The sequence below is a fragment of the Archangium sp. Cb G35 genome (assembly GCF_001896145.1).
Taxonomy (GTDB): Bacteria; Myxococcota; Myxococcia; order Myxococcales; family Myxococcaceae; genus Archangium; species Archangium violaceum.
Genome location: NZ_MPOI01000001.1, coordinates 810,137 through 833,531, shown reverse-complemented (window position 1 = coordinate 833,531; position 23,395 = coordinate 810,137). Strand labels below are relative to the sequence as shown.

Here is a 23,395-nt window from a genome sequence, read left to right as displayed (position 1 = left end):
ATCAGAACGGCGTCTGGCGGATGTAGTTGGCGGCCCCGCCCATCCGGGGATCATACAACCCGGGGGGGATCTCGACCGGAAGCTCCACGTTCAGCTTCGCCTCGCCCTCCTCGCTGACGCCCGCCTTCAGCGGGGTGGTGACGGTCAGCTCGAAGGCGCCCACGTTGTTGCTCTCATTGCTCTCGGAGACCACTCCATCCACGTCGGCGACCAGCAGGATGGTGTAGTTGCCCGGGGAAATGGAGGTGAAGGTGATGGGCGTGGGCGACAGAGAGGACGTGCCCGAGCCCGCCGCCACGGAAACCCCTCCAATATAGGCCAGTGGGTTGTAGCTGGCATCGGCCAGGAAGAGGCCCACCGTGGACGCGCTGCTGGCGGGGCATTGCGTGTACACATCGAACGAGATGTTGGTGGTGCCGCCGGGCTGGATCGATGCCGGGCTGAGCGTTCCCGCGGTGAAGAAGAAGTCGGGCTGCTTGGTGGTGCCCATCTGCGAGGCAGAGGACGAGACGATGTTGTTCACGTCCACCCGGCCCAGCACATACCAGGTTTGCGGCTGACACGCCGCGACGATGCTCTGCCACAGCGAATACGTATTCGACGGCAGGCCAGATGCGGAGATGAAGCGCGTCTGCGTGCCCGTGGGCGGGCTGAAGGTCCCGTGGATGTTGGGGTTGAGAGTGATCTGGAACGAGGCGAGCTGATAGACGCCGGTGCTGCCGGTCGGACTGGTCGACATGTAGAAGGTGACCTGGGCCGAGGCCAGCCCTGCCTTGCTCCCAGTCATGGTGTAGTTGATGTTGAACCCGCTGCTGATGGGATTCGCCACGGTGGAGGGGACGCTGACGGTGAGCATCTGTACCTGCGCCGAGGCGGAACCGGCTGCGAGCAAGAAAAGGATTAGAAACGGAGCAGTGGCTTTCTTTGTCATGATGCCAGCGAAACTAGCAAATCATGCCTAGCCAGTCAAAATGGGAAAACATGGTACGCAATCTCCATGGTTTGCCGCCACCGGGGGGGACGGGGTTGAATGGCGTGCGTGGACCCTTCACGCCCCAGCCAGAAAGAGGATGAGGAGGACCTGGCGGCGTTCGATCTTCCGTTCTTCCAGCGCCTCGTCGTGCAGCTCTGGGCGATGGTGCTGGGGCTCATCACCCGGCTGACGGACGCGGTGTTGCTGGTGGTGCGGCCCGCGCTGGTGCGGCCCTATGTGGGCCTGTGGCTCGCCGAGCGGCTGCGCTCGCCCTACCGGGCCCGGCGTTCCTTCGAGGTGGTGCTCGCGCTCCGGTCCACGGGCCAGCGCATGCGCGAGCTCATCTACGGGGAGACGCCCCTCATGTCGGCGCTCTGGGTGTTCCGGCGCGCTGGTGTGGGCCCGGGCAGCCGGCTGGTGGACCTGGGAGCGGGGCGGGGGCGGGTGCTGCTCGCGGCACGGTGGCTCGGGGCCGAGGCCAGGGGTGTGGAGTTGCTCGACGAGCACGTGACGCGCATGGCGCACTGGCTGGCCCCCGCCGGCATCACGCTCGTGCAGGGGGACGGGGCCCAGGCGGACCTGTCGGATGCCACCCACGTCTTCACCAACTGGCTGGCGCTCACCCCGGAGACGAAGGCCCGGTTCGTGGCGCGCTTGCGCACCTGTGCGCCCGGCACGCGCGTGCTCACGGTGATGCACCCCATCGAGGCGGAGGACTTCGTGCGCCTGTCGAGCCACCGTGTCCTCTTCACCTGGGGCCTCGAGCGCGTGTGGATCCACGAGTACCGGCCCTCGACGGGGAAGCCCGCGCCTCCGGCGTCCTGACGACCTACCGGGAGCAAGGCGGGTGGCTGACATGGTCCCCGCCGCGAAGCACCCTCTCGCGGCGGGGGAGCGCGTGGCATCAATTGCTGATGATCAGCTGCGTGTAGGTGACGCTGACGTTGTCGATGCGGTAGGTGGTCGCCAGGGCGGCATTCTCTCGCACCCGGAAGCGCAGCCGCACCGTCTTTCCCTTGAACGCCGTCAGGTCCACGATGCGCTTCTGATACCCATGGAAGGTGTCACCGGTGCTGATGCCGTCATTGGCATCGATGACCTCCAGGACCTGCCATTCGCCATCCGGCAGCACCTGCGCCTCCATCTGGAGCTTGTCGGTGCCTCCAACATTGTCTTCCTTCGTGTCGATCTGGACGCGGTAGCTCCACCGCGCGCTCAGGAGGTCCGCCGGCAAGCCTACGATCTGGGAGAGGGTGCCCTCCTGCAGGACCCCCTTGCCCCCCAGGCGGCCGTACCTCTGCCCGAGGAAGGCCTGGTAGACGCCCTCGGTGTCGGTCCCCACCGAGGCCGAGCCGCTGAGGAGCCAGGACGCAGTCCCCGCCTCGAAATCGCCATTCACCAGCGCCTGACTGGCTCCCTTCAGCATCAGTGCCACCGCGGGTGACTGTCCCACGAGCGCTCCGGCGTAGTCGTACACACGGGCCACCACGGAGGTGCTCCCCGTGGGCCAGCCCTTGATGGAGATGACGGTCGTGTGCGACCCGCCGCCGCTCGTCGTCGCCTTCACCTCTCCGCCCACCACGTATTCGACCTTCCGGATCCGGTGTGGCGCATACCCGCTGAGCCCCTTGAACGTGAAGCGCAGGGTCTGCTCGTCCTCATTCAGCACGAGCGCGGGGGCATTGACCTTGACCGGCGCGGTGTAGGTCATGCTCACGCTGTCAACGCTGAAGTCCCACTCCCCCGTCCCCGCGCTGGACACGAAGAGCAACTGCACCGTACGGCCTCGGAAGGACGCCAGGTCGAACCGGGCCCGCCGATAGGCACGGCCCGCCGGGAAGTAGTTCACATCCTGCCGGTCGTAGGCAGCCAACACGGTCTGCGCGCCCGTCCCCAGATCCTTGACCAGGACCGACAGCTTCGCGGCCTCCGTGGCGTTGGGCTCCACACGGTAGCGGAAGCTCAGCGGCACGGACGTGGCATCCGCGGGAATGAGCACCGACTGGCTCAAGCTGTCACTCGCGCTGAAGGCCGAGCTCCAGTAGCCCATGAACGGCACCGGGCGCTGGCTCGTGTGCTTCGCGAGAACCCCCGCGCTGGCCGACCAACCGGTGGTGCCCGCCTCGAAGTTGCCGTTGGTCAGGAGTTGGTTCGCCCCCACCAGGACCATCGGCAGGGTCTTCTGCGCCGTCTTGAGCGTGCGATCCTCCGCCTTCACATAGACCAGATGCGAGCCCAGGCTCAGCGGGCTGATGTCCAGATAGGCCTGGAACGGTGAGAACTCCGAGACGCGCTCGTGCGAACCGGTCCTGAATCTCGTCCGGAGCACCCCGGTATCGTCCGTGACGGAGGCAACGACGAACGCCGTGCCTTCGCCTTCGTCCACCGTGTCCAGGTGGGTCTCGACAATCTCCGGCACTGTGTTGTCGGCCGCCACATACCCCACCCCCACGGCACCGAAGGCATCCTTCACGGCGTTGTGCACGCGGCTGCCTTCACCGTAGATCTGCTTCGCGGCCGACAGGTAGGCCGTGCGCAGCGCGTTGAAGCCCGGATCCTTCGGGAGATAGGCCGTGGTGGCCAGATACCAGAGCTCACCCGCCCGATCCGCGCCAATCCCCGCCATGCCATTGGGGAGGCGGTTGCTGTACCGCGTGGAGTCCGGATTGCTCGAGGCCCCATGCGCCAGGAAGACGAAGGCATGGCCATAGAGCGTGCCGATGACATGCACCGGCTCATTGCCGATGTTCGACGTCCAGTACCGCAGGCCGTGCCGCACGTCCCCGTTCTCGTTCTCCTCGAGGTATCCCTCCGGGTTGGTCATGCGGCTCATCCAGTTCCACGCGGCGCGCGTATCCGGGACGTGAAACCCGAGGCCCTGATGACCGTAGGTATAGAACTCCGCCAGGGAACCGAGGATGTCGCCGTGCCCTTCGTTGATGCCGTCGGAGAGAGAGCCACCCCACTTCCCCAGCTCGTACTGCCAGAGGCCATGGCCGAGCTCATGGCCGACGGTGCTGAGCCCCGTGTTCGACGGAGTCCCTGGCTGCGGATCGGCGCCATCGCCGAAGTACGGTGACTTGTAGAAGTTGTTCCAGTGCGCATCGGCGTAGTTGTGCCCGTAGTGGACCCGGGCCCTGATCGCTGCTCCCTTTCCATCGAGGCCCTTCCGGCCATACACCTTGTGCAGCAGATCCCACGTGCGTTCCATCGCATAGGCCACATCCACGGCCGAGGTCTCGCCGCGTGTACCGCCCGTGGCGCCGCCGTCCTGGAACTCCTCACCATCGCCCCAGTCGTTGTCCGTTCCCCTGTACAGATAGGACTTGTTCAGCCGGCTCTTGGTCCCGTTCCGCAGATCGCGAACCTGGTTGCCGCCGCGGAAGGGATCCTGCAGTTGGTACCGGTTCTCCCCCGTGTCGTAGCGGGTGCTGAGCTCGACATCGCCGTGGTAGTACGAGTGGCCCAGGCTCGTGACCGCCTGGCCGGCGTGGCTCACGTCCTGGCGCAGGGACACGATCCGGCCCGTCTCCGCGTCGATGACCACCCGCACGGGGGCATCCACGAGCACGGGCTTCGAGGCCGGGACCCGGCTGCCATCCTGCTCCGGCTCCAGTTCGTCCAACGAATACCCGTCGCTCGCGCGCGAGGGCGCCGGGGAGGGTGGCACACCCGTGGGTGCATCCCCCGACGGGGCTTCCGGCGCCTCTTCCTCCTCCGGCGCGACCTGCGCGAGATAGACGAGGCGATAACCGGCGATCTCCCGGCGCGCCTGCTCGCTGTTGGTGACACCACCGGTGGCGTCCGGCTCGAACCATTCTCGCTTGAGCGGCTCGATCGCCAACTCCACCGCCGTGAGCAGCGGCTCGGTCGAGGGCAGCCCGGAAGCCGCGATCGCGATGCTCCTCGCCTGGGCCTCATCGATGGTGGGCTCGGTATCCACCGAGAGGAACGGCGCGAGGTAGTACGTCTCCGTCGCGCTCGTCCCATCGCGGTGGGCGACCATGCCCATCCCCAGCACGGGAACGCCCCGATGGTACTGCTCGAAGCGGAAGTGGGCCGTTCCGTACGGGTCGAGCTGGGCCTGCATCACCCGCAGCTCGTCATCGGGACCGAGCCCCAGCCGGGTGCGCGCGGTATTCAGCTCCGCCTTCACCTGCTCGGCCTGGGCCTCCAATGACAGCCCCAGCCGCTCCAGCTCCGCGGCACTCAGCTTCGGGCGCAATGGCGCATCGGGCTCGACGGAGGTGCTCGAGCTGGGAGGAGGGGTGGAGGCCGCGGCGCCGGCGAGCTGCGTCGCGCCCAGGGCCCAGGCGAGTGGAAGCAACACGCCTCCCATCCGGAGCACCCGCCTGGGGTGCCGGTTCAGCTTCTTGCGATTCATGGTGGATCTCCGCCCGCGAGAGTGCGGGTCTGGTTACGGACTTCCAGACGCACCCGCCCCAAACTGTTCCCGAGATTTTTTGACGTGGGGCTCGAGTTCCTCGGGAGGCCACCGAAAAATCAGGGAGAAAATCCCGGGAACAATCCCCGGGCGGTGCGTCTGGACCGATGAGACCCCTGGCGCACCTCCTTTCTCATGAGCTGGCTCGCTTCTTCCAACGGACGGGAATTCTTGACTTCCCGGAAAGACAAGGTAGACCGTATCCCTCGCGTGAGGGCCCCCGTTCAAACCCGGAGCGATGATGAGGCGCTGCGCCTGGCGAAGCGCCTCCCCGCATACGAACCGGGGTTGCTCGAGGTGGCCCGTCACCTGTGCGGAGATGCCTCGGAGGCGAAGGACCTCGTTCAGGACACCTTCGAGCGAGCGCTGCGCAGCTCGGAGCTCCCGCCTTCGGAGGAGCGCCTCCGAGCCTGGCTGTTCACCATCCTGAGGAACCTGTTCCTCGATCGCTGCCGGCGGCAACGGGCACGGGCGGAACGGGAGGGGCCCCTGGATGCGGAGGTCGCGGAGTCCTGCCCATCGCCGGAACCCGGCACCGAGCCCACCTGGACGTCCATCACCACCGAGCAGCTCCGCACCGCCCTCGGTGGACTGAAGGAGGATTTCCGTCGCGTTTACGAGATGCACGAGCTGGAGGGCCGCACGTATGAGGAGATCGCCCGCCAGCTCGAGATTGCCCGCCCCACGGTCGGGACGCGGTTGGTCCGCGCCCGCCAACGGCTGCGGGAGCTGCTTGCGCCCTTGATTGGCGCCGAGCCGGAGGTGTCGCGTGACTGACGCATGCCAGCGGGTCCACGCCCTCGTGGATGGTGAGCTCGCACCCGAAGAGGCCCAGCGCGTCCGGTTGCATCTGGCCACCTGCGCCGTGTGCCAGGACGAGCTGGGACGGATGCTTCAGCTCAAGGCGCTGACGCAGGAACTCGTGGCGCCGGTGGCGCGGGGCACCTCGAGCGCTCCCACCCGGCAGACGCGGGCCTTCCAGCCCCGGTGGAGCCGGTATGCCCGGCATGGCGGACTCGCGGTGCTGGTGACGGCCGTGGCCTCCGCGGCACTCCTCTTCGTGGTGCCCCGGGCGCGTGACCCGCGAGCGGATCTGCTGTGGATGACGGGGGCGCCGGCACGCTCGCTCGAGCTGCGCTCCAGCTATCCGGGGGCGGACCTCTACCGCCCCTATGACACGCTGCGCTCGGGAGGGCCGGGCGCTCGAGAGGTCGTACCGCTGTCGGAGATGGCGCGGCTCGAGGAGGCGGGAGACCTTCGTGGGATTGCCGCCGCCTACCTCCTTCGGATGGACGCGGAGTCGGCTGCCTCGTACCTCGCGCGTGCCGGGGACTCGCCAGATGTGGAGACGGATCGCGCGGTAGTGGACCTGCTGCGCGGCGACGCGTCCGAGGCGCTGCGGCGGCTGGATGCGGTACTGCAACGGGCGCCCCGCCACTCACAGGCGATGTGGAACCGGGCGCTGACGCTGGCGCAGCTCAATCTGGAGCTGACGGCGGCCGAGCAGTTCGAAGCGGTGGTGGCCCTCGGCGAGCAAGGCTGGGCGGAAGAGGCACGACGGCGCGCGCAAGCGCTGCGAACCCGCTCCACTCGAGGACGAGAGCGCTGGCAGGGAGGGCTGAAGGCGGGGGAAGCGCTGGTGGCCCATGCCTCCATTCCCTCCGCCGAGCAGCTCCAGCAGACCCCCGGCCTCTTCCGGCTCTACTTCTACGATGCGCTGCGCACCGCGCGAACGGTGGAGCAGGTGCGCGCGTTGTTCCCCATGGCCGAGACCCTGGACGCGCTCCAGGGCGGCACGGTCCTGCGCGATGCCGTCCGGGGTGCCGAGGGGCAGGATCTCCGCCGCCGCGCTCCGCTGTCGGAGGACTATGCGCGCCTGGTCCGCCGGGAGCCGATCCCGGGTGGGGTGCCGGCCTTCCTCGCCCGGCTCCGAGCCGCCCGGGAAGAGAACCTGCTCCTGGGCGCGCTGCTGCACGCCGGGGCGGTGGCCGCGAACCTGGAGGAGTACCAGCGTCTGGCCACGGCCACGCGAGATCCCTGGTTCCTCCTGCTCGCGGAGCACGAGCAGGCGAAGGCGCTGTTGTCTCGCGGCGAGCTGCTCCAGGCAGAGCAACACCTGCTCGCCGCGCTGAAGCAGTGTGGGGAGTCCCCGGTGGCCTACCGCTGCGCCCTGATCGAGCGGGAGATGGCCACGCTCTACCGGCAGCTCCACCGGCCAGCGGAGGCGGTGCGGCATGCCCAGGCTGCCTGGCAATGGAACCGCGAGGACGGCGCCTGGGGATTCGATGGCCTCGTGCTGCTCGAGCTGGGGCAGCTCTTCCGTTTCCGGCACCAGCCCGAGCTGAGTCGCGCCTACCTGCACGAAGCCCTCGCCCGCGAGCCCGAGCGCTGTGAGCTGCGGCACTTCGTCTTCGCGAACAGTGCCTCCGCGCACCTCAACGCGCTCGAAGTGGACGAGGCCCGCGGGGACATCGACGCGGCGCTGAAGTGCTCTGACACCCTGTCTCCCAGTGGCGCACAGGCGCTGGCAGATCTGGCACGCTTGCGGCCGTCACCCGGGGACGCTGAGCACTTCACGAAGGGGGTGACGAGGCTTCGTGGCTCGGGGCGCCTGAATGCGGGGCAGCTCGCGCTCCTGACGCAATCCGAAGGGCGCTTCCTCATCGAGCAGGACCGCACCGCCGGGGAGGCGCTGCTGCGGCGCTCCCTCTCCGAGGCGGCCCGGCTCCCACGCTGGAACGTGGACGCGCGCAAGGCGAGAGCCTACAGCTACGCGTCCCTGCTGTTCGCGGCGGGGAAGGCCCAGGAGTTCGATCGGGTGTTTTCGCTCCTCGCCGAGGAGCTGGGGGGCGCGCTGCCAGAGCAGTGCATCCTGGGGGTCGCGCTGGATGTCGAGCGCACGCTGGTCGTCGTCCGCGGCGTGGACGGGCGGCTTCATGGAAGGTACGACGATCGCCGCACCGGAGCGGTGGGGAACGTGGCGGGGCTGATCCCCGAGGAACTGCTCGCGCCCCTGCGGGCCTGTGAGCGAGTCGTCGTGGCCGCGCGGCCGCCACTCCACGGACGGTCCGGAATGCTCCCCCCGGACATCGCTTGGAGTTATTACCTTCCGCGCCCGGCGCCCCGGGCTTCTTCCGCGATGCCCGCGCGCCGCCTGGTGGTGGCCGATGTGGAGCCGCCTCCCGGACTGGCGCTCGCCCCCCTCAGCGGCTGGGGACCGCCACCTCCGGGAGGGATGCTGCTCTCCGGGGCCGCGGCAACCCCGAGCCGCGTGCTGGAGGCGATGGCGCGCGCAACGGAGGTGGAGATCCACGCCCATGGGCTCGTCAACCTGGGCATCTCGGACGCCTCGCTCCTGGTGCTGACGCCCGAGCCGGACGGACGCTACGCGCTGACAGCCGGCGAAGTGCGGGCGCGGCGTCTCGAGGGGGCGCCACTGGTCATCCTCGCCGCGTGCCGAGCGGCGCATACGGCTCCGACGTCCCATGAGCCCTTCAACCTTCCCGTCGCCTTCCTGGAGGCGGGGGCTCGGGCGGTGCTGGCCGCCACGGTGGACGTTCCAGATGCGCAGGCCGTGCGCTTCTTCGAGTCGGTGCGGGCCCGGATCCAGGCGGGCCAGCCCGTGGCGGTGGCACTGCGCGACGAGCGCGTGTTGTGGCTGAAGCGCGGCGGAGCCGAGTGGGTCCAAGCCGTGCTGGCCTTCGAATGACAAGGAGAGCACCGATGAGAAAGCTTCTGCTGCTGGTGGGCTTCGGCCTCTTGGGAGGCTTTAGCTGTGGAACGGGAACGGACACCGCCGTCGAGGAGACGGGAATCACCCAGCGCCCGGTGGCCACTGAGCTGCCAACGATCCAGGACTATATCGCCGGAGATCCGCTGCCCACGGGGCCGTTGACCCACCTGGTGGTGGCTTACTGCAAGGATCTCGGCGACTTCATGGCCGTGGGAGTGAACGCATCGAGCGGCACGGTGGCGTTCCGGCTGCGGGCAAACGATCCCACGACCACCTCACGCTTTCTCTCGGCCGCATATGGTGCCGGTGTGCCCGTCACCGTGTTCACCGCGGATGTCCTGGTGCCGGACGAAGAGGTGGAACCGCCGACGCCAGGCTTGCCGGACTTGCCCATCACGGGAGTCATCTTCCCTGTCTGCACCAGCGAAGTGGGGGATCCCCTCCCTCCCCGGCCTCCCCCGACAGGTCACGAGGCGTTGCGGTGGATGCTCTTGACCGATCTCGCGATCGATACATCCAGGGTTCTGCATCGGGTGGCTCGCCCGGTTCCTCCCACGACGCCCTGAGCTGCTGTGCGGCCTGAATGGCGAACGGGGCTTCAATCCCGGTCCGGCGCGCCCAGGGGGAAGAGCGGCCGGAACGGCCGCGCCTCCTCCACCGCCCGCGCGAAGGACGGGCGGGTGAGCAACCTCGCGCGGTAGGCGCGCAGCACGGGAAACGCCTCGGAAATCCGGTGCGTCCAGTCCGCGTAGAACAGCGAGGGCGCGGCCGCGCAATCCGCCAGCGTGAAGTCCGCACCCGCGGCCCAGGTCCTGCCGGCAAGCTGCCCTTCGAGCCACGCATAGGCGCGTTCCAGCTTTTCCACGGCGAGTGCCAGGCCTTCCTTGCGCTTCACCGGATCTCCCGTCAGCGCACCATCCACCGCATGCTGCGCCGCATTCATCACATGCAGGTCGAAGAAGCGGTCGAGGAAGCGCACGTCCAGCGCGGCCATCGGCTCCGCGGGCAGCAGGCGCACGGGCCCGGGATGCACGAGCTGCAGGTACTCGATGATGATGCTGGTCTCGACGACGTCGCGCTCGCCGTCCACCAGCAGCGGGAACTTGCGCAGCGGCCAGCGCCGCAGCCACTCGGCCGTGTGCTGCGGCGTATCCGGCCCGAGGCTGCGGAACTCGAAGGGGGTGCCGTTCTCGTACAGCGCGATGAGCACCTTCTGCGTGTACGAGGAAAACGGATGACCGTAGAGCACGAGCGACATGTTGGGACTCCTGGTTCAGACCACTTGCGTTGTGCAAGTAGTCCGCGCCATAGTCCTTCTACTTGCGTATTGCAAGGAGTTGTCCAAGGAGAATGGCCTTGCCGCAGACAAGGCGATCCGGCTGTCCCATCAACCTGACGCTCGAACAGCTCGGCGACCGCTGGAGCCTGATCGTCATTCGCGACGTCATGTTCGGGAACAGGCGCACCTATGGCGAGTTGCTCGAGCAGAGCGAGGAAGGCATTGCCTCGAACATCCTCGCGGACCGGCTCAAGCGCCTGACCGCGTCCGGCCTGCTGACGCGACGCCCGGATCCGAATCACCGGCAGAAAGGGATCTACAGCCTCACGGAAGCCTCCATCCAGCTCGTGCCCCTGCTCGCGCACATGGGCGCCTGGGGCCGCCGGCATACGCGCCCGAGCAGGGAATTGTCCGTGCGCGCGGAACTGCTGGAGAAGGGCGGCGCTCCGCTGTGGAACGCCTTCATGGACGAGCTGGCCCACCTGCACCTCGGTGCGCCTCGTCCGGCGCGCTCGGTGTTCGCCGAATTGCAGGCCGCGTACGAGAAGGCACTCGCGCACCGTTCCCTTTGACTGGATACGTCAAAGCCCTGGGAAGGCACCCCGCTCAACCGGGCCGGAGCCGTTCGAGCAGGAATGTCCGGAGCGCCATCACACGAGGAGGCAGCTCCCGAGGCGGACGGGACACGAGGAACAGCGGTGCTCCGGCGAGGCTGACCGAGGGCAGCACCCGCATGAGTGTGCCTGCCGCGACGTCCTGGCTCGCGAGGAATGTCGGTAGCACCGCCACGCCTCCTCCTGCTCGAGCCACCGCCGCGAGCAGTCCGAAGTCCTCGCAGCCCACCGCCGCCACCGGAGGCCGCCGGCCCGACGGACCCACGGAGAACGAGCGTCTCCGGGGACCTGGCTCGGGCCACAGTCCTTCATGGGCCTCGAGGGACTCGAGGCGCTCCGGGACTCCTCTGCGCTCCAGGTACGCGGGGGCCGCGAAGAACCCCGCCGTCAGCTCGCCCAGCTTCTTCGCCACCACCGAGCCTGGCCCCGGCCGTCCCACCCGCAGCGCGAGGTCCACCTCGTCCCGCACGAGCTCCACAAGCGCCTGCTCCAGCCGGACCCTGACCCGCACCGCCGGGTACCTCACGCGGAACGCCGCCAGCACGGGCGCGAGCAGGGCCCTCCCCACGTCCGGCGTCGCCGTCACCACCACTTCTCCCTCGGGCACCGAGCGCTGATCCGGTACCAGCCGGACCGCCTGCTGCAACCCGCCCAGGTGCGGCGCCACCCGGGCCGCGAGCGCCGCGCCCTCGGCCGTCAACCGCACCACCCGCGTCGTCCGCTGGAGCAGGGGTGTTCCCAGCGCCTTCTCCAGCGCGTGGATGGAGCGGCTCACCCTCGACTTGTCCACCCCGAGCTGCTTCGCCGCCGCGGTGAAGCTGCCCGTTCGTGCCACCGCCTCGAACGTGGTCAGGAGGTTCAGATCCATTGTTGTCAGGTTCGCATCATTCCGTTGTCATCTCCACGGATTGTTGCGCGGGCTCCGGCCCACTACATGTGGCGGACGAAGGCGCCACGGAAAGGCGCCCCTCGAAAGGTCCCGCCATGAAGAAGCACCTCGTCTGCTGCCTCGCCCTTGCTGCCTGCGCCCCGTCGGCCTCGCCGGTGATTCCTCCTTCCACTGGAGACGGCCCCCGTCCGGAGCTGGTGCTCATCTGGTCCGGCCACGGCAAGGCCGAGCGGCTGGAAGGAGGTGAGTGGAAGCGCATCCCTTCCTTCGACTACGAGTTCTCCGTGGAGCAGCGCCGCTTCGGCGGCCACTGGGAGTCCGTGAAGCACATGCACCGGCGCCACCCCGGCTACGACGGCAGCGCCGGGCCCCGGGATCAGACGATGTTCTTCCGGCTCGACTACACGACGGCGCCCGACGGAGTGCGCTCCACCATCCAGTCCAGCCTTGGAAATGGACAGGGCGAGAGCGACCGCGAGTTCCGCGAGGCCCGGCTGGAGCTACGCCCGGAGATCAGCTCGTTCGCCCCGTTCAATCTCTACCGCATCACCCAGCATTACGCCTACGAGAGTGCCTCGCTCTCCGAGACCGTGGAGCTCATCAAGCAGAAGGACGGCACCGAGACACACTGGGTGCGCAACCACGAGACCGCGACCCTGTTCGCGACCCACCCCTTCCAGGCCGCTCCCTCCGTCTGGTCCAAGTGAGGCGGAGCCACATCCACTGGCCTTGGCGCACAACCGCCTGCGTATCGCCAGACTCCACACTGTCTCACCGGGGGCCTCCCAGGTGCCGGACGAAGAACTGGTTGATGTCGTCGAGGTAGTAGCGCGCCGCGGCCGACTGGGGGCTATGGGGCTGCCCCGGCATGATGAGCAGCTCGAAGTGCTTGCCCGCGCGGATCAGTGCGTCGGCCATGCGCATGGTGGTCGAGAGAGACGCGTTCACGTCGCTGGTGCCATGCATCATCTTGAGCGCCCCCTGGAGGTTCCCGGCCAGGGCGAGGTTGGACCCGGCCTGATAGCCGGCGGGGTTCTCGCTCGGGAGGCCGAGATAGGGCTCGTTGATGATCGCTTCCTCCTCCAGCGCGCCTGGAGCCCCCGCGTAGCCCGCCTTGAAGACCTGGGGCGCTGTCAGCATGCCGCGCAGGGCGAAGTAACCACCCCACGAGTGGCCGGTGATTCCCACACGCTCCAGGTCCATCCAGGGACGGGTGGCCGCCGCCTGCTTCAAACCGGCGACGTGGTCGGGAATCTCGGTCTGGCCCACCCGGCCATAACTCACGTCCTGGATGGCCTTGCTCCGGCCCGGCGTGCCCCGGGCATCGAGCATCATGACGATGAATCCCATCTGCGCGATGGCGTTGGCGGTGAGCGACATGGTGCTGCCGATGAAGTTCCAGGGCACCGCCGTGATGAACGGTCCGGCATAGATGTACACGACGACCGGATAGTGCCGGGTGGGATCGAAATCGCGTGGCTTGTAGAGCACGCCCTGGAGAGGCGTGACGCCATCGTCGGCCAGGACCGTGAACGCCTCGGGAGGCTTGTAGCCCAGCTCCGCGAGGGCGCTGACATCGGCCGTGGTGAGGCGAAAGCGTGTCTTGCCGTCCGTGGAAGCCACGTCCCGGATCCGCGGCTGCACCCGCGAGGACCAGGCATCGATGTAGTAGCCACCCGACGGTGAGAGGGAGATCCGATGCATGCCGGAGCCCGATGACAGCCGCTTCAGCGCGCCGCCCTTCAGGCTCCCCCGATAGAACAGGTGCTCGTAGGGCGCGGCGCTGTCGGCGGAGGCCAGCAGGAAGACCGCGTCGCCCCTGGGTGCCACACCGGCCACCTGATGGACCGGGAATGCGCCTCGGGTGATCTGCCGCACGAGCTTGCCCGCATAGTCATACAGATAGACGTGCCGCCATCCGTCGCGCTCGGACATCCACAGGAAGCCGGTGTTGTCCGGTAGGGGAGTGACCTGCCGCGCCCAGCCCTCCACCGCGAAGTCCAATCCTCCCACGAAGCTTTCCAATCGCTCCTCGCGTAGGAGCCGCCGGCGCTTGCCGGAGCCCGGCTCCACCGCCCACAGCTCCAGCCGCTTGCCGTCGCGGGAGAGGTGGAGGAGCAGCGCCTCACTGCCATCGGGGCGCCAACCGGCGAACCAGTCGTAGGTTTCTCCCTCGGCGGGGGGAATGCGTGTCACGCGGCCAGTGGCTGGCTCCACCACGTAGAGCTCCGAGCGCGCCAGGGGGGTCCCGGTCTTGACGTAGGGAACCTGGGTCACGCGCTCGAGCGCACTCGTGTAGTCCACGATCGGGATCTTGTGAGCGCCGCGCAGGTCGTTGCGCCAGACCATCAGGAAGCGCCCGTTGGGAGACCAGGCCTTGTCGGGCACCTGCCATTCGTAGTTCTCCTCGCCGCTGCGCTCCACCTGCGTACGTCCATCCCCGTCCAGCACCGCGAAGCCGCCTTCACGCTGGACCGCGACGGATTGGCCATCGGGAGAGAAGAGGTTGCTTCGGGTCAGCTTCAGGGTGGCCCGGTCGGTCGGGGCCAGCGCCGCGACACGGCCATCGGACAAGCCCAGGCCAAAGGACCGTCCCTCGAACCGGAAGACGATTCCCCGCTGGTCCGGTGCGATGGCGAAGTCCATCCACAGTGGAAGCTGAACGGTCTTCCCCACCAGCCGCGAGAGCTGGAGCCGAAGTTCGGCGCCAGGAAGCAGCGGTTTCATTGCTCCCGTCCGGGCACTGGCCAGCATCCAGGTTCCGCTGTCCGGCTCCATTCCAGACCAGAAGACGAGCTGGTCCCCGTCGCGCAGCCATTGTGGCGGAGGCAGGCTGTCGCGAATGAGCTCCGGAAGCCGGGCGAACCGGTCGGCGAGGTCCAACCTCGCCTGGAGTTGCGCATCGGGTGTGGCGGCGGCGGGCGCTCCGGACGCGAGCAGGATGCCGAGGCAGAGGAAGAAGCATCGCATGCGAGGAGGGTAGGAGTCCGGATCGGAAACCACCAATATATCTTTCGACGTGGATCAAGACGGATATCGTCTGGATATGGAATTTCGCCAGCTCCAGCTCTTCGTCGCCGTGGCGGAGGAACTGCACTTCGGCCGGGCCGCCGCGAGGGTGGGGATGGCCCAGCCACCGTTCAGTCAGCAGATCCGCAGGCTCGAGGCCGAGCTGGGAGTGGAGCTCCTCACCCGGACCAGCCGGCGCGTGTCCCTGACATCCGCGGGTGAGCGCTTGCTGGGCGATGCCCGGGAGCTTCTGGCGAAACGCAGGGAGGTGATCACCACCGTTCAGAGAGCGGCTCGCGGAGAGGCAGGGACATTGAGGGTCGGCTTCGCCGCGTCATCGGCCTTCGGGGTCTTGCCCCGAATCGTGCTCCGGTTCCGGTCGCGGTTCCCGGAGGTATCGCTCGAGCTCGACGATCGCGAGAGATTGGATCATGGCGCCGCGCTCCTCGCGGGCGAGCTGGACCTGGCGATCGTGCGGGCCCCGTTCCGGCATGAGGGCGTGACCGTCGAACGGCTGCTCCGGGAGCGTTTCGTGCTCGCGCTCCCGGTGAGGCACCCCAGGGCTCGCGAGAAGGTCATCACCCTGTCGTCGCTGGCGAGCGAGCCCTTCATCCTGTTCCCACGGCACTCGGCGCCCGGACTGCATGACACGATCACGAGCATGTGCATTGGCGCGGGCTTCTCTCCACGTATCCACCAGGAAGCCGGCTCCTGGCCATCGGTCATCGGCATGGTGGAAGCGGGGCTGGGGCTCACCATCGCACCGCTGTCGGCCAGGGCCCTTCGGCCGAAGGGAGTGGTCTTCAGGGCGCTGCGCGGCGCTTCCGGATGGGCGGAGCTGGCGGTCATCTTTCCAGGCCAGCGGCTCTCGCCCGCCGCGGCGCATTTCCGCGCGATCGCCCACGAAATGACCAGGGAGGGAGGGCGAGGCTGAGCGGAAAGGGGCCAAGGGGCTCCCTGCCCGCGCGAGTGGACGCCGTCGACTGCATTCGTAGAAAACGCCACGGGGGAAGCAACTCCGGGCAGGGGGGCTCCGAGAATCAATAGTTGGCGGCGATTGGATGCCGTTCCCGATGAGGACACACGCATGAGCATCAGTTCCACCAATGGCTCCAATTCCAGCCGGGGTTCGTCCTCCTCCCAGGGCACGACCCACTCCACCACCGCGGATGCGGGCAAGACGTCCGTGAGCAAGACCGCGACGGAGCATCCGGCGGCTGTCCCCTCGCAGATGACTCCCATCCAGGCGAAGTTCGATCGGAGCAGCTTCGACACCGCCTCCGTGGCGGCCCCCGGGGCCGCGAGTCAGGCTCCCGGCCTCACGGCGCCCTCGTTCACGACCGCGTCGTTGCAGCCCACGCCCATGGCGTATCAGGCCAACCTCAGAGCGCCCACTCTCACGAACCAGGCGTTGCAGGCCACCCCGCTCGGCCCGGCGTCGTCGTTCCAGACGGCCGCGACCGAGAGCGCGCAGGCCGTGGCGGACGCTGTCGCGACGCCCAATCCGGGGCTCGAGGCCATCAACGCGACCGACCTCCGTCCAGGTGAGCCGCACACGTGCGTGGCCACCACGCGCGCGAATCTCCGGCGCGCGGGGATGGAGGGGCTCCCGAGCGCCACAGGGAACGACGGCAACAACCCTCGGGGCATGATGGTGCAGATGCTCCAGAGCGGGCACTGGAGCTCCGTGGACATCCCCAACTCGACGCCGCGGACCATCACCAGCCCCTACGGCACCGTGCAGGCGCACGTCCTCACGGGCGAGGCGTACCTTGAGGCGGCGGCCAACGGGCAGATCCCCGAGGGCTCGGTGGTGTTCCAGACCAAGATGGGGTGGGACTACGGCGAGGGCTCCCGTGGGAGTGACGTGGGCATCGTGCGCAACGGCGCCGTCTTCAACTACCAGGCGAATAACGGCATGTCCGTCTATGGAGATCGCGTGCGCGAGGTCGTCATCCTTCATCCCAATTGACGGGGGCTTCGAGCCGCGGTGGGCTCACGGGAGGATGGACTGGCCCTTCCGGGATGCCGCGGAGACCGGCAGGTAGCACTTGCCCTGGTACTCGGCCTGGGTCTCGAAGCAGGGAGGGCGCTTCTCCAGCGCTACCCAACACCCGCCGTTGATCTCCACCTCTCCCCGCTTGGGCCGGCAGGGCGCCTTGGCCTGGTCTCGGAAAGGTCCTCCGGGCATGGGATAGGTGATGGCCGCCATGCTCTCGTCATCAGGACTGACCGATTCGGGCGAATCGAGCCGGGCCGCGGCCTCCGCGCCCACCCCATGGGCCGTGTGGGGCCTGGGTTCCGGGCCTTTGTCGAGGCCGGTGATGCCTGGCCAGAGGCCCACGCCGAGGGCCACCGTGGCGAGGCCCGCGATGGCGAGCCCCCGCCGGGAGCGCATCCACCGGCGCGAGCGTCCGAGCCATCTGCGTCGCAGGCCGATGGGCTCGCGGGTCAGGTGGGCGCGGGCCTCGGCGTTCTGCTCCAGCCGCTCGAGTGCGGAGGCCAGCAGGTCGAGCAGTTCCGCCAGGGCCGGCAACCGGCCCGCGGCCGGGGCGTGCTCCACCTCCAGCGCGACGTAGGGAGGCGACTCGTGCGAGGAGGCGGAGATCCGCCAGTCCTCCATGGGCTCCCAGTCCGAGTTCCGGTCGGGCATGAGCATCAGGGCCGAGGCCCCGGTGTCGACGTTGTGCGCCTCGTAGACACGGCCCAGGCCCGCTCCGAGCTCCTTGTGCTTGAAGCGTCTGCCGAGGTGGAACGGCCCCAGTCTTCCGCCCTTGAAGGGTGTTTCTTCCGCCATGTACGGCCTCCTTCCGCCACCCTTCTATCACCTCTGGAAATGGGAGGCCGCACCTCATCTGGCAGGTCACCTCATAGCGTGCTGGGAACCGGCTTAGAGGCAGTAGTACAGGTCGCTGATGGCGGGGGTCCTCTGGTTGAGGCAGAGGTAGCCGTACGCGGGGCAGACCTTCCCACTCGGGCTGGTCGGGCACCTGGGGTAGTAGTTGGGGCACACCGGATAGGGGGCGGAGCCGCACGGCATGGAGCCGTTGAGGGTCCACGTGCAGTCCTCGGTCACCGTGCTGCTGGTCGAGGTGAGCGCGGTCGAGCAGGTCGACCGGTTGCCGGCGCTGTCGATGACCATGGGCCAGGCCTTCACCACCAGGTTGCGGGGGCCGCAGCGGATGCCCGTGGTGCTGAAGTACCAGGTACCCGTCGCGCCCACGCGCTCCTCGGTGCCGGACAGGACTCCATCCACGAAGTACTCCAGCCGCACCGCGTTGGCGCCCGGAGTCACCGTCCAGGTGCCGCTGGCGGCCATCTCGCCCTCGTATGTGCTCGCCCCCGAGACGACGAGTGATGTGACGGACATGCCCGAGCACAGTTCCGACTGCTGGGTGCCTGGCACCTCCTCGGACAGGTCCGGGCCGGTCCCGGTTCCACCGCAGGCCACCATCAGCCCGCAGAGCACGGCACACACGAGTGGACGCATCGATTCACGCATCATCATCTGGGTCTTCCTTCGGAGACGGGAGAGCGCTCCCGTCCTGTGGTGCCGGAACTCCGCCCCTGGATGTGCGAGGTCTACTCTCTTTGCGTGAATTCCAGCATTTTCTGTGAATTTCTATAGCACGGCATGATGCTGGATTGAAATGAAAACAGCTTTTTCTGGGATGCTTGATGCGTATTGCTTCGCGGCCGGAAACCGCCCCTGGTGTGGGGGTGAGCCTCTTCGCAGCCCTTCCGGGATGCCGCGGAGACCGGCGGGTAGCGCTTGCCCGTTCTCGCATTGGAAAGGACTGCGTCTTCGCTCAAGGAGTACGCTGCACTCGAGGAGGAATCATGTCTGTATCTCGTGGCCGCTGGACGGATGAAGTGCTCGAACCCTTTCGCTCCATGGGGGAGCCCCTGGCGGATGCCGCCATCCGTGCGGTGTTCGCCAACAACGAGGTGGCGACGGTCAACCGCATACTCCAGAGCATCCAGTCCAACGTGCACCTGGTGCCGGAGGAAATGCCAGACGCGGTGGAGGATTATCTGAACCAGACGGATGACTGGCCCGAGTGGGCCGATCCGGAGAAGGTTCGTCTGGGCCAGAGACTCTTCCAGCGCTATGGCATGCAGATGACCCTGGCCTACTTCACCTGGTCCCTGCCCTGCTGCTACTCCTGGGCCAAGGCGGCCAGGGTGCTGACCTGGACGGGTGGCATCGACAAACACGTGCACCGCCGCATCATCGAGACGGCGCAATTCGTGTTGGATGTGATGGCGGAGGGCGGCCTGGAGCCGAAGGGCTTTGGGGTGCGCACGGCGCAGAAGATCCGGCTGCTGCACGCCACCATTCGCTACCACGTCGGGCGGGATCCCAAATGGCAGGCGTCCGAGTGGGGTGTTCCGGCCAATCAGGAGGATCATGTCGCCACGCTCCTCACGCTGGCCCTGGTTCCCCGGGTGATCACCAGGCTCGGGCTCGACTTCACCCGAGAGGAGGAGGACGCCTACTTCCACTGCTGGAAGGTGATTGGACACTTCCTGGGCATCCACCGCGATCTCCTGCCCCGCGGCCTGGAGGATGCGCAGCAACTCTGGGAGGCCATCCAGCAGCGCCAGGTGAGGCATTCGGCGGATGGTGTCGTGCTGACCAAGGCGCTCGTCGACTACCTGAAGATGCGCATCCCCGGCACGATGATGGATGGCATCGCGGTGACGATGATGCGCGAGTTGTGCAGCGAGGCAGTCGCCGACGCGGTGGGGCTCGAGAAGACGGACTGGACCCGGCACCTGTTGGGACCGATGCGGTTGATGTTCTCCCTGTCGGATGAGGCGCAGGACCAGGCGGGGCTCATGGCGAAGATCTCCGCCTCCCTGTCGCGCAAGCTGCTGGAGGGGCTGCACTCCTCCGAGACGGGCGGCAGCCGGGTGACGTTCCGCATCCCTCAGTCGCTCCAGGAGTCGTGGAACCTCGCGGGCCCCGGGGCGCAGAAGGCCAGCTAAGCCCCTGGACATAGATATTGTCCACCCCCGGGATGAGACCGCGAGGGGTAGACGAGAAGATGCGCGCTCAGCTGCGAAAGCTGAGCCGCGCACCTGATGCAGGCTGGTGGGTGCGTGAGCGGGTCGACATGGTGCTGCTGGCCGCCAAGGGCTGGAGCGCGCCGCTCATCGCCCAGCACCTGGGATGTAGCGACAAGACCGTGCGGCGTGTGCTGCGCGCTTTTGAGGCCAAAGGGGTAGAGGCCCTGGAGCGGCAAGTCAGAGGGCCGCCACCTGACCTGGCCCAACGCCAACATGTCCACGCCGCTCTCGCCGCCCTCTTGGCTCAGCCACGCACGTGGACGTCGGGTCAGCTGGCGCTCGCCTTGCGCGAGCATGGCGTGCGGCTGGGAGCCCGGCAGGTGCGGCGCTATCTGGCGGACCTGGGGGCGAGCTGGCAGCGCACGAAAATGACGTTGGCCCACAAACAGCGGACGGACGAGGTGGCACGTGCCCGCCGTCATCTCTCCAGGCTAAAAAAACGCCCGAGCAGGGAGGGTAGACCTCTACTACCTGGATGAATGCGGCTTCTCGCCGACACAGCCCACGGGTTACAGCTGGGCGGCGCTCGGCCAGCGTAAGCTCGTCCCGTACGAAAACCCCCAGGGGCGGAGAGTCAACGCGCTGGTGGCTTACAGGCCGCTGGGCTCCAGGCCCACGCTGCGCTACCTCGTGCACCCACGCACGCTGACCAGTCGCGACGTGTTGCACCTGCTCGAGCGGCTCGCTTCGCCCCCGCGCTCCTGCGTGGTGGTGCTGGACAACGCGGGCATTCACGTCAGCAGGCAGGTGCGCGAGCAGTTGCCGCGCCTGGCTCGACGGGGACTGACGCTCTACTACCTGCCGGCGTATGCGCCTGAGCTCAACGAGGTCGAGGCGGTGTTTCAAGTCCTCAAGCAGTACGAGATGCCCGAGCGCAGCTACCACACCCTGGCGCAGCTGCTCGCCGCCATCCGGCGGGCGCTGGCCAGCTACAGCCAGCGCCTCCACCGACGTGGACAGAAACCGTGTCCAGGGGCTTAGAACACCGAGTGTCCCGAAAAACCTCAATATTTTCAGCCCTCTATGATGTCGTAAAGCAATGCCGGAACCGCTCCATATGGGCGGTTCCCCTCTGGAGCGCGCCCATCAAACCGTCCGGTGCTCGAGCACTCGATACAGCCAAGTTGCCACAAACCTCCGCAAAGCCTGCGCTGCTCTGGATGTGTCCAGGTGTCTCGTCTTCCCCGCCAGCGTCACCAAGCAAGCGCCCGGCCCCACACCGCCGTCCTGCAGGCGCCGGGCGCGTGGCATAAACCTGCCCCATGTCTCGCGACGTCTCCTTCTTCGACTCCCTGGGCCGTCTCCTCTCCCTCGAGCGCGAGGCCGAGCGCGCCCGCATGGAAGCTCTCGCCGAGGGCATGTCCCTCCAGCAGCGCGCCGAGCAGGGCCTGTCCTTCCTCGACCTGGAGAGCGTCGAGGAAGAAGTCGGCCTCGGCGGCCGCGTCCTCGTCACCCTCGCCCGCAAGGACAGGGCCCGCTTCCCCGCCCGCCTCGACAACGGTGACCAGGTCGCCGTCTTCCCCCGCCGCTCCGAAATCAAGGAGCCCGCCCGCGCCCTCGTCTCCCGCGCCACCGCCACCCGCGTCCAGCTCGCCTTCGACCGCGAGCCCCCTCCCTTCGTCCACGAAGGTCTCCTCCGCCTCGACCGCGTCCCCAACGACGTCACCTACGAGCGCGTCCGCGCCGGTCTCCAGCGCGTCAAGGCGCTCGACAAGGGCGTCGCCCGCCGCAAGCGCGAGGTCCTCCTCGGTAACGAGCCTCCCCGCTTCGACTCGCTCCGCGAGTTCACCCCCACCCGCCCCCTCAACCCCGAACAGCACGACGCCGTCTCCCGTGCCCTCGCCGCCGAGGACTTCTTCCTCGTCCACGGCCCTCCCGGCACCGGCAAGAGCACCGTGCTCGCCGAGGTCGCCGCCCAGGCCGTCTCCCGTGGCCAGCGTCTGCTGTGCACCGCCGCCAGCAACGCCGCCGTGGACCACCTCACCGACCTCTGTCTCGACAAGGGCCTGCGCGCCATCCGCGTCGGCCACCCCGCCCGCGTCACGCCCCGTCTCCAGGAGCACACCCTCGACATCGTCGTGGAGGAGCACCCCGACCGCGTCCTCTCCCGCGAGCTCTTCGACGAGGCCTTCTCCCTGCTCGGCTACGCCCGCCGCCAGCGCAACCAGGGCCGCAGCCGCGAGCGCTTCGCCAACGCCCGCTCTTCCACCACCGAGGCCAAGAGCCTCCTCAGCGAGGCCCGCGCCCTCGAGCGCAAGGCCCTGCGCGCCGTCCTCGAGCGCGCCCAGGTCGTCTGCGTCACCCTCGCCAGCCTCGAGTCCGGCGTCCTCTCCCACGAGGAGTTCGACCTCGCCCTGCTCGACGAGGCCACCCAGGCCACCGAGCCCCTCACCCTGCTCGGCTTCCTCCGCGCTCCCAAGGTCATCCTCGCCGGAGATCCCCAGCAGCTCCCTCCCACCGTCCTCTCCCAGGAGGCCGCGAAGCAGGGGCTCGCCGTCAGCCTCTTCGAGCGGCTGCTCGCCGACCACGGTGAGGGCGTCAAGCGCATGCTCCGCGAGCAGTACCGGATGAACTCCGCCATCATGTCCTTCCCCTCCCAGGAGATGTACGGCGGCGAGCTGCGCGCCCACCCCAGCGTGGCGGACCGCACCCTCGCCGACGTGCTGCCCTCCACCGCCAGCGTGGACGCCCCGCCCGTCCTCTTCCTCGACACCGCCGGCAAGGGCTTCGAGGAGGAGCAGGAGAAGGACACCGGCAGCCTCTTCAACCGCGGCGAGGCGGACCTCGTCATCGCCCGGGTGAAGGAGCTGCTCGCCGCCGGCCTGGCGCCCCGCGAGCTCGCCGTCATCACCCCCTACCGTGCCCAGGCCCACGCCCTGCGCGAGCGCGTGGAGCCCCTCTCCCCCGACATCGAGGTGGACACCGTCGACGCCTTCCAGGGCCGCGAGAAGGACGCCATCCTCGTCTCCCTCACCCGCTCCAACTCCGAGGGCCAGCTCGGCTTCCTCACCGACCTGCGCCGCATCAACGTCGCCCTCACCCGCGCCCGCAGGCACCTCTTCGTGGTGGGAGACTCGGCCACCCTCAGCGGCCACCCCTTCTACGCCCGCCTCATCGAGTCCACCCAGGAGGGCGGTGGCTACCACTCCGCCTGGGAGTGGCCCGACCCCAACGACTCCCTCTGAAATTTGAGAAATAATGAACCTTTGCGGTAACGCCCGAATCACTGTGCAAAAGGTGCAGACCTACACGCACGTTTTGTCGCTACCCCCGCAAGATTTGTCACTCCGGTAGGGGCAGGCAGGCGCTAAATCCCTGGATTCCTTGTGGACCAGCCAAACCCGGTCGTCGGCACGCCGCATGCTTGGGAAAGGAGCGGGG

General features: G+C 68.0%; 19 protein-coding genes. 12 read left to right on the top strand and 7 right to left on the bottom strand.

The genetic code is table 11. The features are described from left to right. Nucleotide 1: 1 nt before the first annotated feature. On the bottom strand, nucleotides 2–856 hold the full coding sequence (locus BO221_RS03435) for a CARDB domain-containing protein (RefSeq protein ID WP_073558854.1): 855 nt from the start codon (nucleotides 854–856) through the stop codon (nucleotides 2–4). A gap of 183 nt (nucleotides 857–1,039) precedes the next feature. On the opposite strand from BO221_RS03435, the gene BO221_RS03430 reads away from it, so the two are divergent. Next, nucleotides 1,040–1,798 carry a class I SAM-dependent methyltransferase gene (locus BO221_RS03430; RefSeq protein ID WP_233165618.1) on the top strand — a complete coding sequence of 253 codons (759 nt, stop codon included), beginning with the start codon at nucleotides 1,040–1,042 and terminating at the stop codon, nucleotides 1,796–1,798. Nucleotides 1,799–1,877: 79 nt separating this feature from the next. Here the strand turns inward: BO221_RS03430 and BO221_RS03425 are convergent, their stop codons facing one another. Beyond that, nucleotides 1,878–5,357: a M4 family metallopeptidase gene (locus BO221_RS03425; RefSeq protein WP_073558853.1), complete on the bottom strand. Its 3,480-nt coding sequence runs from the start codon at nucleotides 5,355–5,357 to the stop codon at nucleotides 1,878–1,880. A 270-nt stretch (nucleotides 5,358–5,627) separates the two neighbouring features. Between BO221_RS03425 and BO221_RS03420 the strand changes: the two genes are divergently transcribed. From BO221_RS03420 to BO221_RS03410, 3 genes are read left to right on the top strand one after another with little or no spacing between them, the layout of a single operon-like run. Further along, complete coding sequence (locus tag BO221_RS03420) at nucleotides 5,628–6,194, top strand: RNA polymerase sigma factor (RefSeq protein ID WP_158079783.1); 567 nt, start codon at nucleotides 5,628–5,630, stop codon at nucleotides 6,192–6,194. After that, nucleotides 6,187–9,126: a CHAT domain-containing protein gene (locus tag BO221_RS03415; protein WP_073558852.1), complete on the top strand. Its 2,940-nt coding sequence runs from the start codon at nucleotides 6,187–6,189 to the stop codon at nucleotides 9,124–9,126. The genes BO221_RS03420 and BO221_RS03415 overlap by 8 nt, the downstream gene beginning before the upstream one ends. A 14-nt stretch (nucleotides 9,127–9,140) precedes the next feature. Continuing rightward, a complete protein-coding gene (locus BO221_RS03410; RefSeq protein WP_073558851.1) occupies nucleotides 9,141–9,716 on the top strand; it encodes a hypothetical protein in 576 nt (191 codons plus the stop codon). Between the two features lie 32 nt (nucleotides 9,717–9,748). Here the strand turns inward: BO221_RS03410 and BO221_RS03405 are convergent, their stop codons facing one another. Then, nucleotides 9,749–10,408 carry a glutathione S-transferase family protein gene (locus BO221_RS03405; protein WP_073558850.1) on the bottom strand — a complete coding sequence of 220 codons (660 nt, stop codon included), beginning with the start codon at nucleotides 10,406–10,408 and terminating at the stop codon, nucleotides 9,749–9,751. 92 nt (nucleotides 10,409–10,500) lie between these two features. On the opposite strand from BO221_RS03405, the gene BO221_RS03400 reads away from it, so the two are divergent. After that, on the top strand, nucleotides 10,501–11,001 hold the full coding sequence (locus tag BO221_RS03400) for a helix-turn-helix domain-containing protein (RefSeq protein WP_073558849.1): 501 nt from the start codon (nucleotides 10,501–10,503) through the stop codon (nucleotides 10,999–11,001). A 34-nt stretch (nucleotides 11,002–11,035) separates the two neighbouring features. Here the strand turns inward: BO221_RS03400 and BO221_RS03395 are convergent, their stop codons facing one another. Further along, on the bottom strand, nucleotides 11,036–11,911 hold the full coding sequence (locus BO221_RS03395; RefSeq protein WP_073558848.1) for a LysR family transcriptional regulator: 876 nt from the start codon (nucleotides 11,909–11,911) through the stop codon (nucleotides 11,036–11,038). A gap of 116 nt (nucleotides 11,912–12,027) precedes the next feature. Here BO221_RS03395 and BO221_RS03390 point away from each other — a divergent pair, with 116 nt between their 5' ends. Beyond that, the gene (locus tag BO221_RS03390) at nucleotides 12,028–12,639 is read left to right on the top strand and encodes a hypothetical protein (protein ID WP_073558847.1); all 612 of its coding nucleotides are present in this window, start codon (nucleotides 12,028–12,030) and stop codon (nucleotides 12,637–12,639) included. Between the two features lie 64 nt (nucleotides 12,640–12,703). Here BO221_RS03390 and BO221_RS03385 read toward each other — a convergent pair whose 3' ends face one another. Next, the gene (locus BO221_RS03385; protein ID WP_073559447.1) at nucleotides 12,704–14,902 is read right to left on the bottom strand and encodes a DPP IV N-terminal domain-containing protein; all 2,199 of its coding nucleotides are present in this window, start codon (nucleotides 14,900–14,902) and stop codon (nucleotides 12,704–12,706) included. A 76-nt stretch (nucleotides 14,903–14,978) separates the two neighbouring features. Between BO221_RS03385 and BO221_RS03380 the strand changes: the two genes are divergently transcribed. Together BO221_RS03380 and BO221_RS03375 are read left to right on the top strand one after the other, a co-directional pair. Beyond that, a complete protein-coding gene (locus BO221_RS03380) occupies nucleotides 14,979–15,875 on the top strand; it encodes a LysR family transcriptional regulator (protein ID WP_073558846.1) in 897 nt (298 codons plus the stop codon). Nucleotides 15,876–16,028: 153 nt separating this feature from the next. Beyond that, complete coding sequence (locus BO221_RS03375; RefSeq protein WP_073558845.1) at nucleotides 16,029–16,913, top strand: hypothetical protein; 885 nt, start codon at nucleotides 16,029–16,031, stop codon at nucleotides 16,911–16,913. A 24-nt stretch (nucleotides 16,914–16,937) separates the two neighbouring features. Here BO221_RS03375 and BO221_RS03370 read toward each other — a convergent pair whose 3' ends face one another. Then, nucleotides 16,938–17,738, bottom strand: a complete 801-nt coding sequence (locus BO221_RS03370) for a hypothetical protein (protein WP_073558844.1) — start codon at nucleotides 17,736–17,738, stop codon at nucleotides 16,938–16,940. A 93-nt stretch (nucleotides 17,739–17,831) separates the two neighbouring features. Next, nucleotides 17,832–18,449: a hypothetical protein gene (locus tag BO221_RS03365; RefSeq protein WP_073558843.1), complete on the bottom strand. Its 618-nt coding sequence runs from the start codon at nucleotides 18,447–18,449 to the stop codon at nucleotides 17,832–17,834. 332 nt (nucleotides 18,450–18,781) lie between these two features. On the opposite strand from BO221_RS03365, the gene BO221_RS03360 reads away from it, so the two are divergent. The 4 genes from BO221_RS03360 to BO221_RS03345 all read left to right on the top strand — a co-directional run bounded on the left by BO221_RS03360 (nucleotide 18,782) and on the right by BO221_RS03345 (nucleotide 23,199). Further along, nucleotides 18,782–19,933 (top strand): oxygenase MpaB family protein, encoded by a 1,152-nt coding sequence (locus BO221_RS03360; protein WP_073558842.1) that lies wholly within the window; start codon nucleotides 18,782–18,784, stop codon nucleotides 19,931–19,933. A gap of 59 nt (nucleotides 19,934–19,992) precedes the next feature. Next, nucleotides 19,993–20,493, top strand: a complete 501-nt coding sequence (locus BO221_RS52255) for a helix-turn-helix domain-containing protein (RefSeq protein ID WP_158079782.1) — start codon at nucleotides 19,993–19,995, stop codon at nucleotides 20,491–20,493. After that, the gene (locus tag BO221_RS52250; RefSeq protein WP_083680704.1) at nucleotides 20,486–20,995 is read left to right on the top strand and encodes a transposase; all 510 of its coding nucleotides are present in this window, start codon (nucleotides 20,486–20,488) and stop codon (nucleotides 20,993–20,995) included. The genes BO221_RS52255 and BO221_RS52250 overlap by 8 nt, the downstream gene beginning before the upstream one ends. A gap of 281 nt (nucleotides 20,996–21,276) precedes the next feature. Then, nucleotides 21,277–23,199 (top strand): AAA domain-containing protein, encoded by a 1,923-nt coding sequence (locus BO221_RS03345; RefSeq protein WP_073558840.1) that lies wholly within the window; start codon nucleotides 21,277–21,279, stop codon nucleotides 23,197–23,199. Nucleotides 23,200–23,395 lie beyond the last annotated feature (196 nt).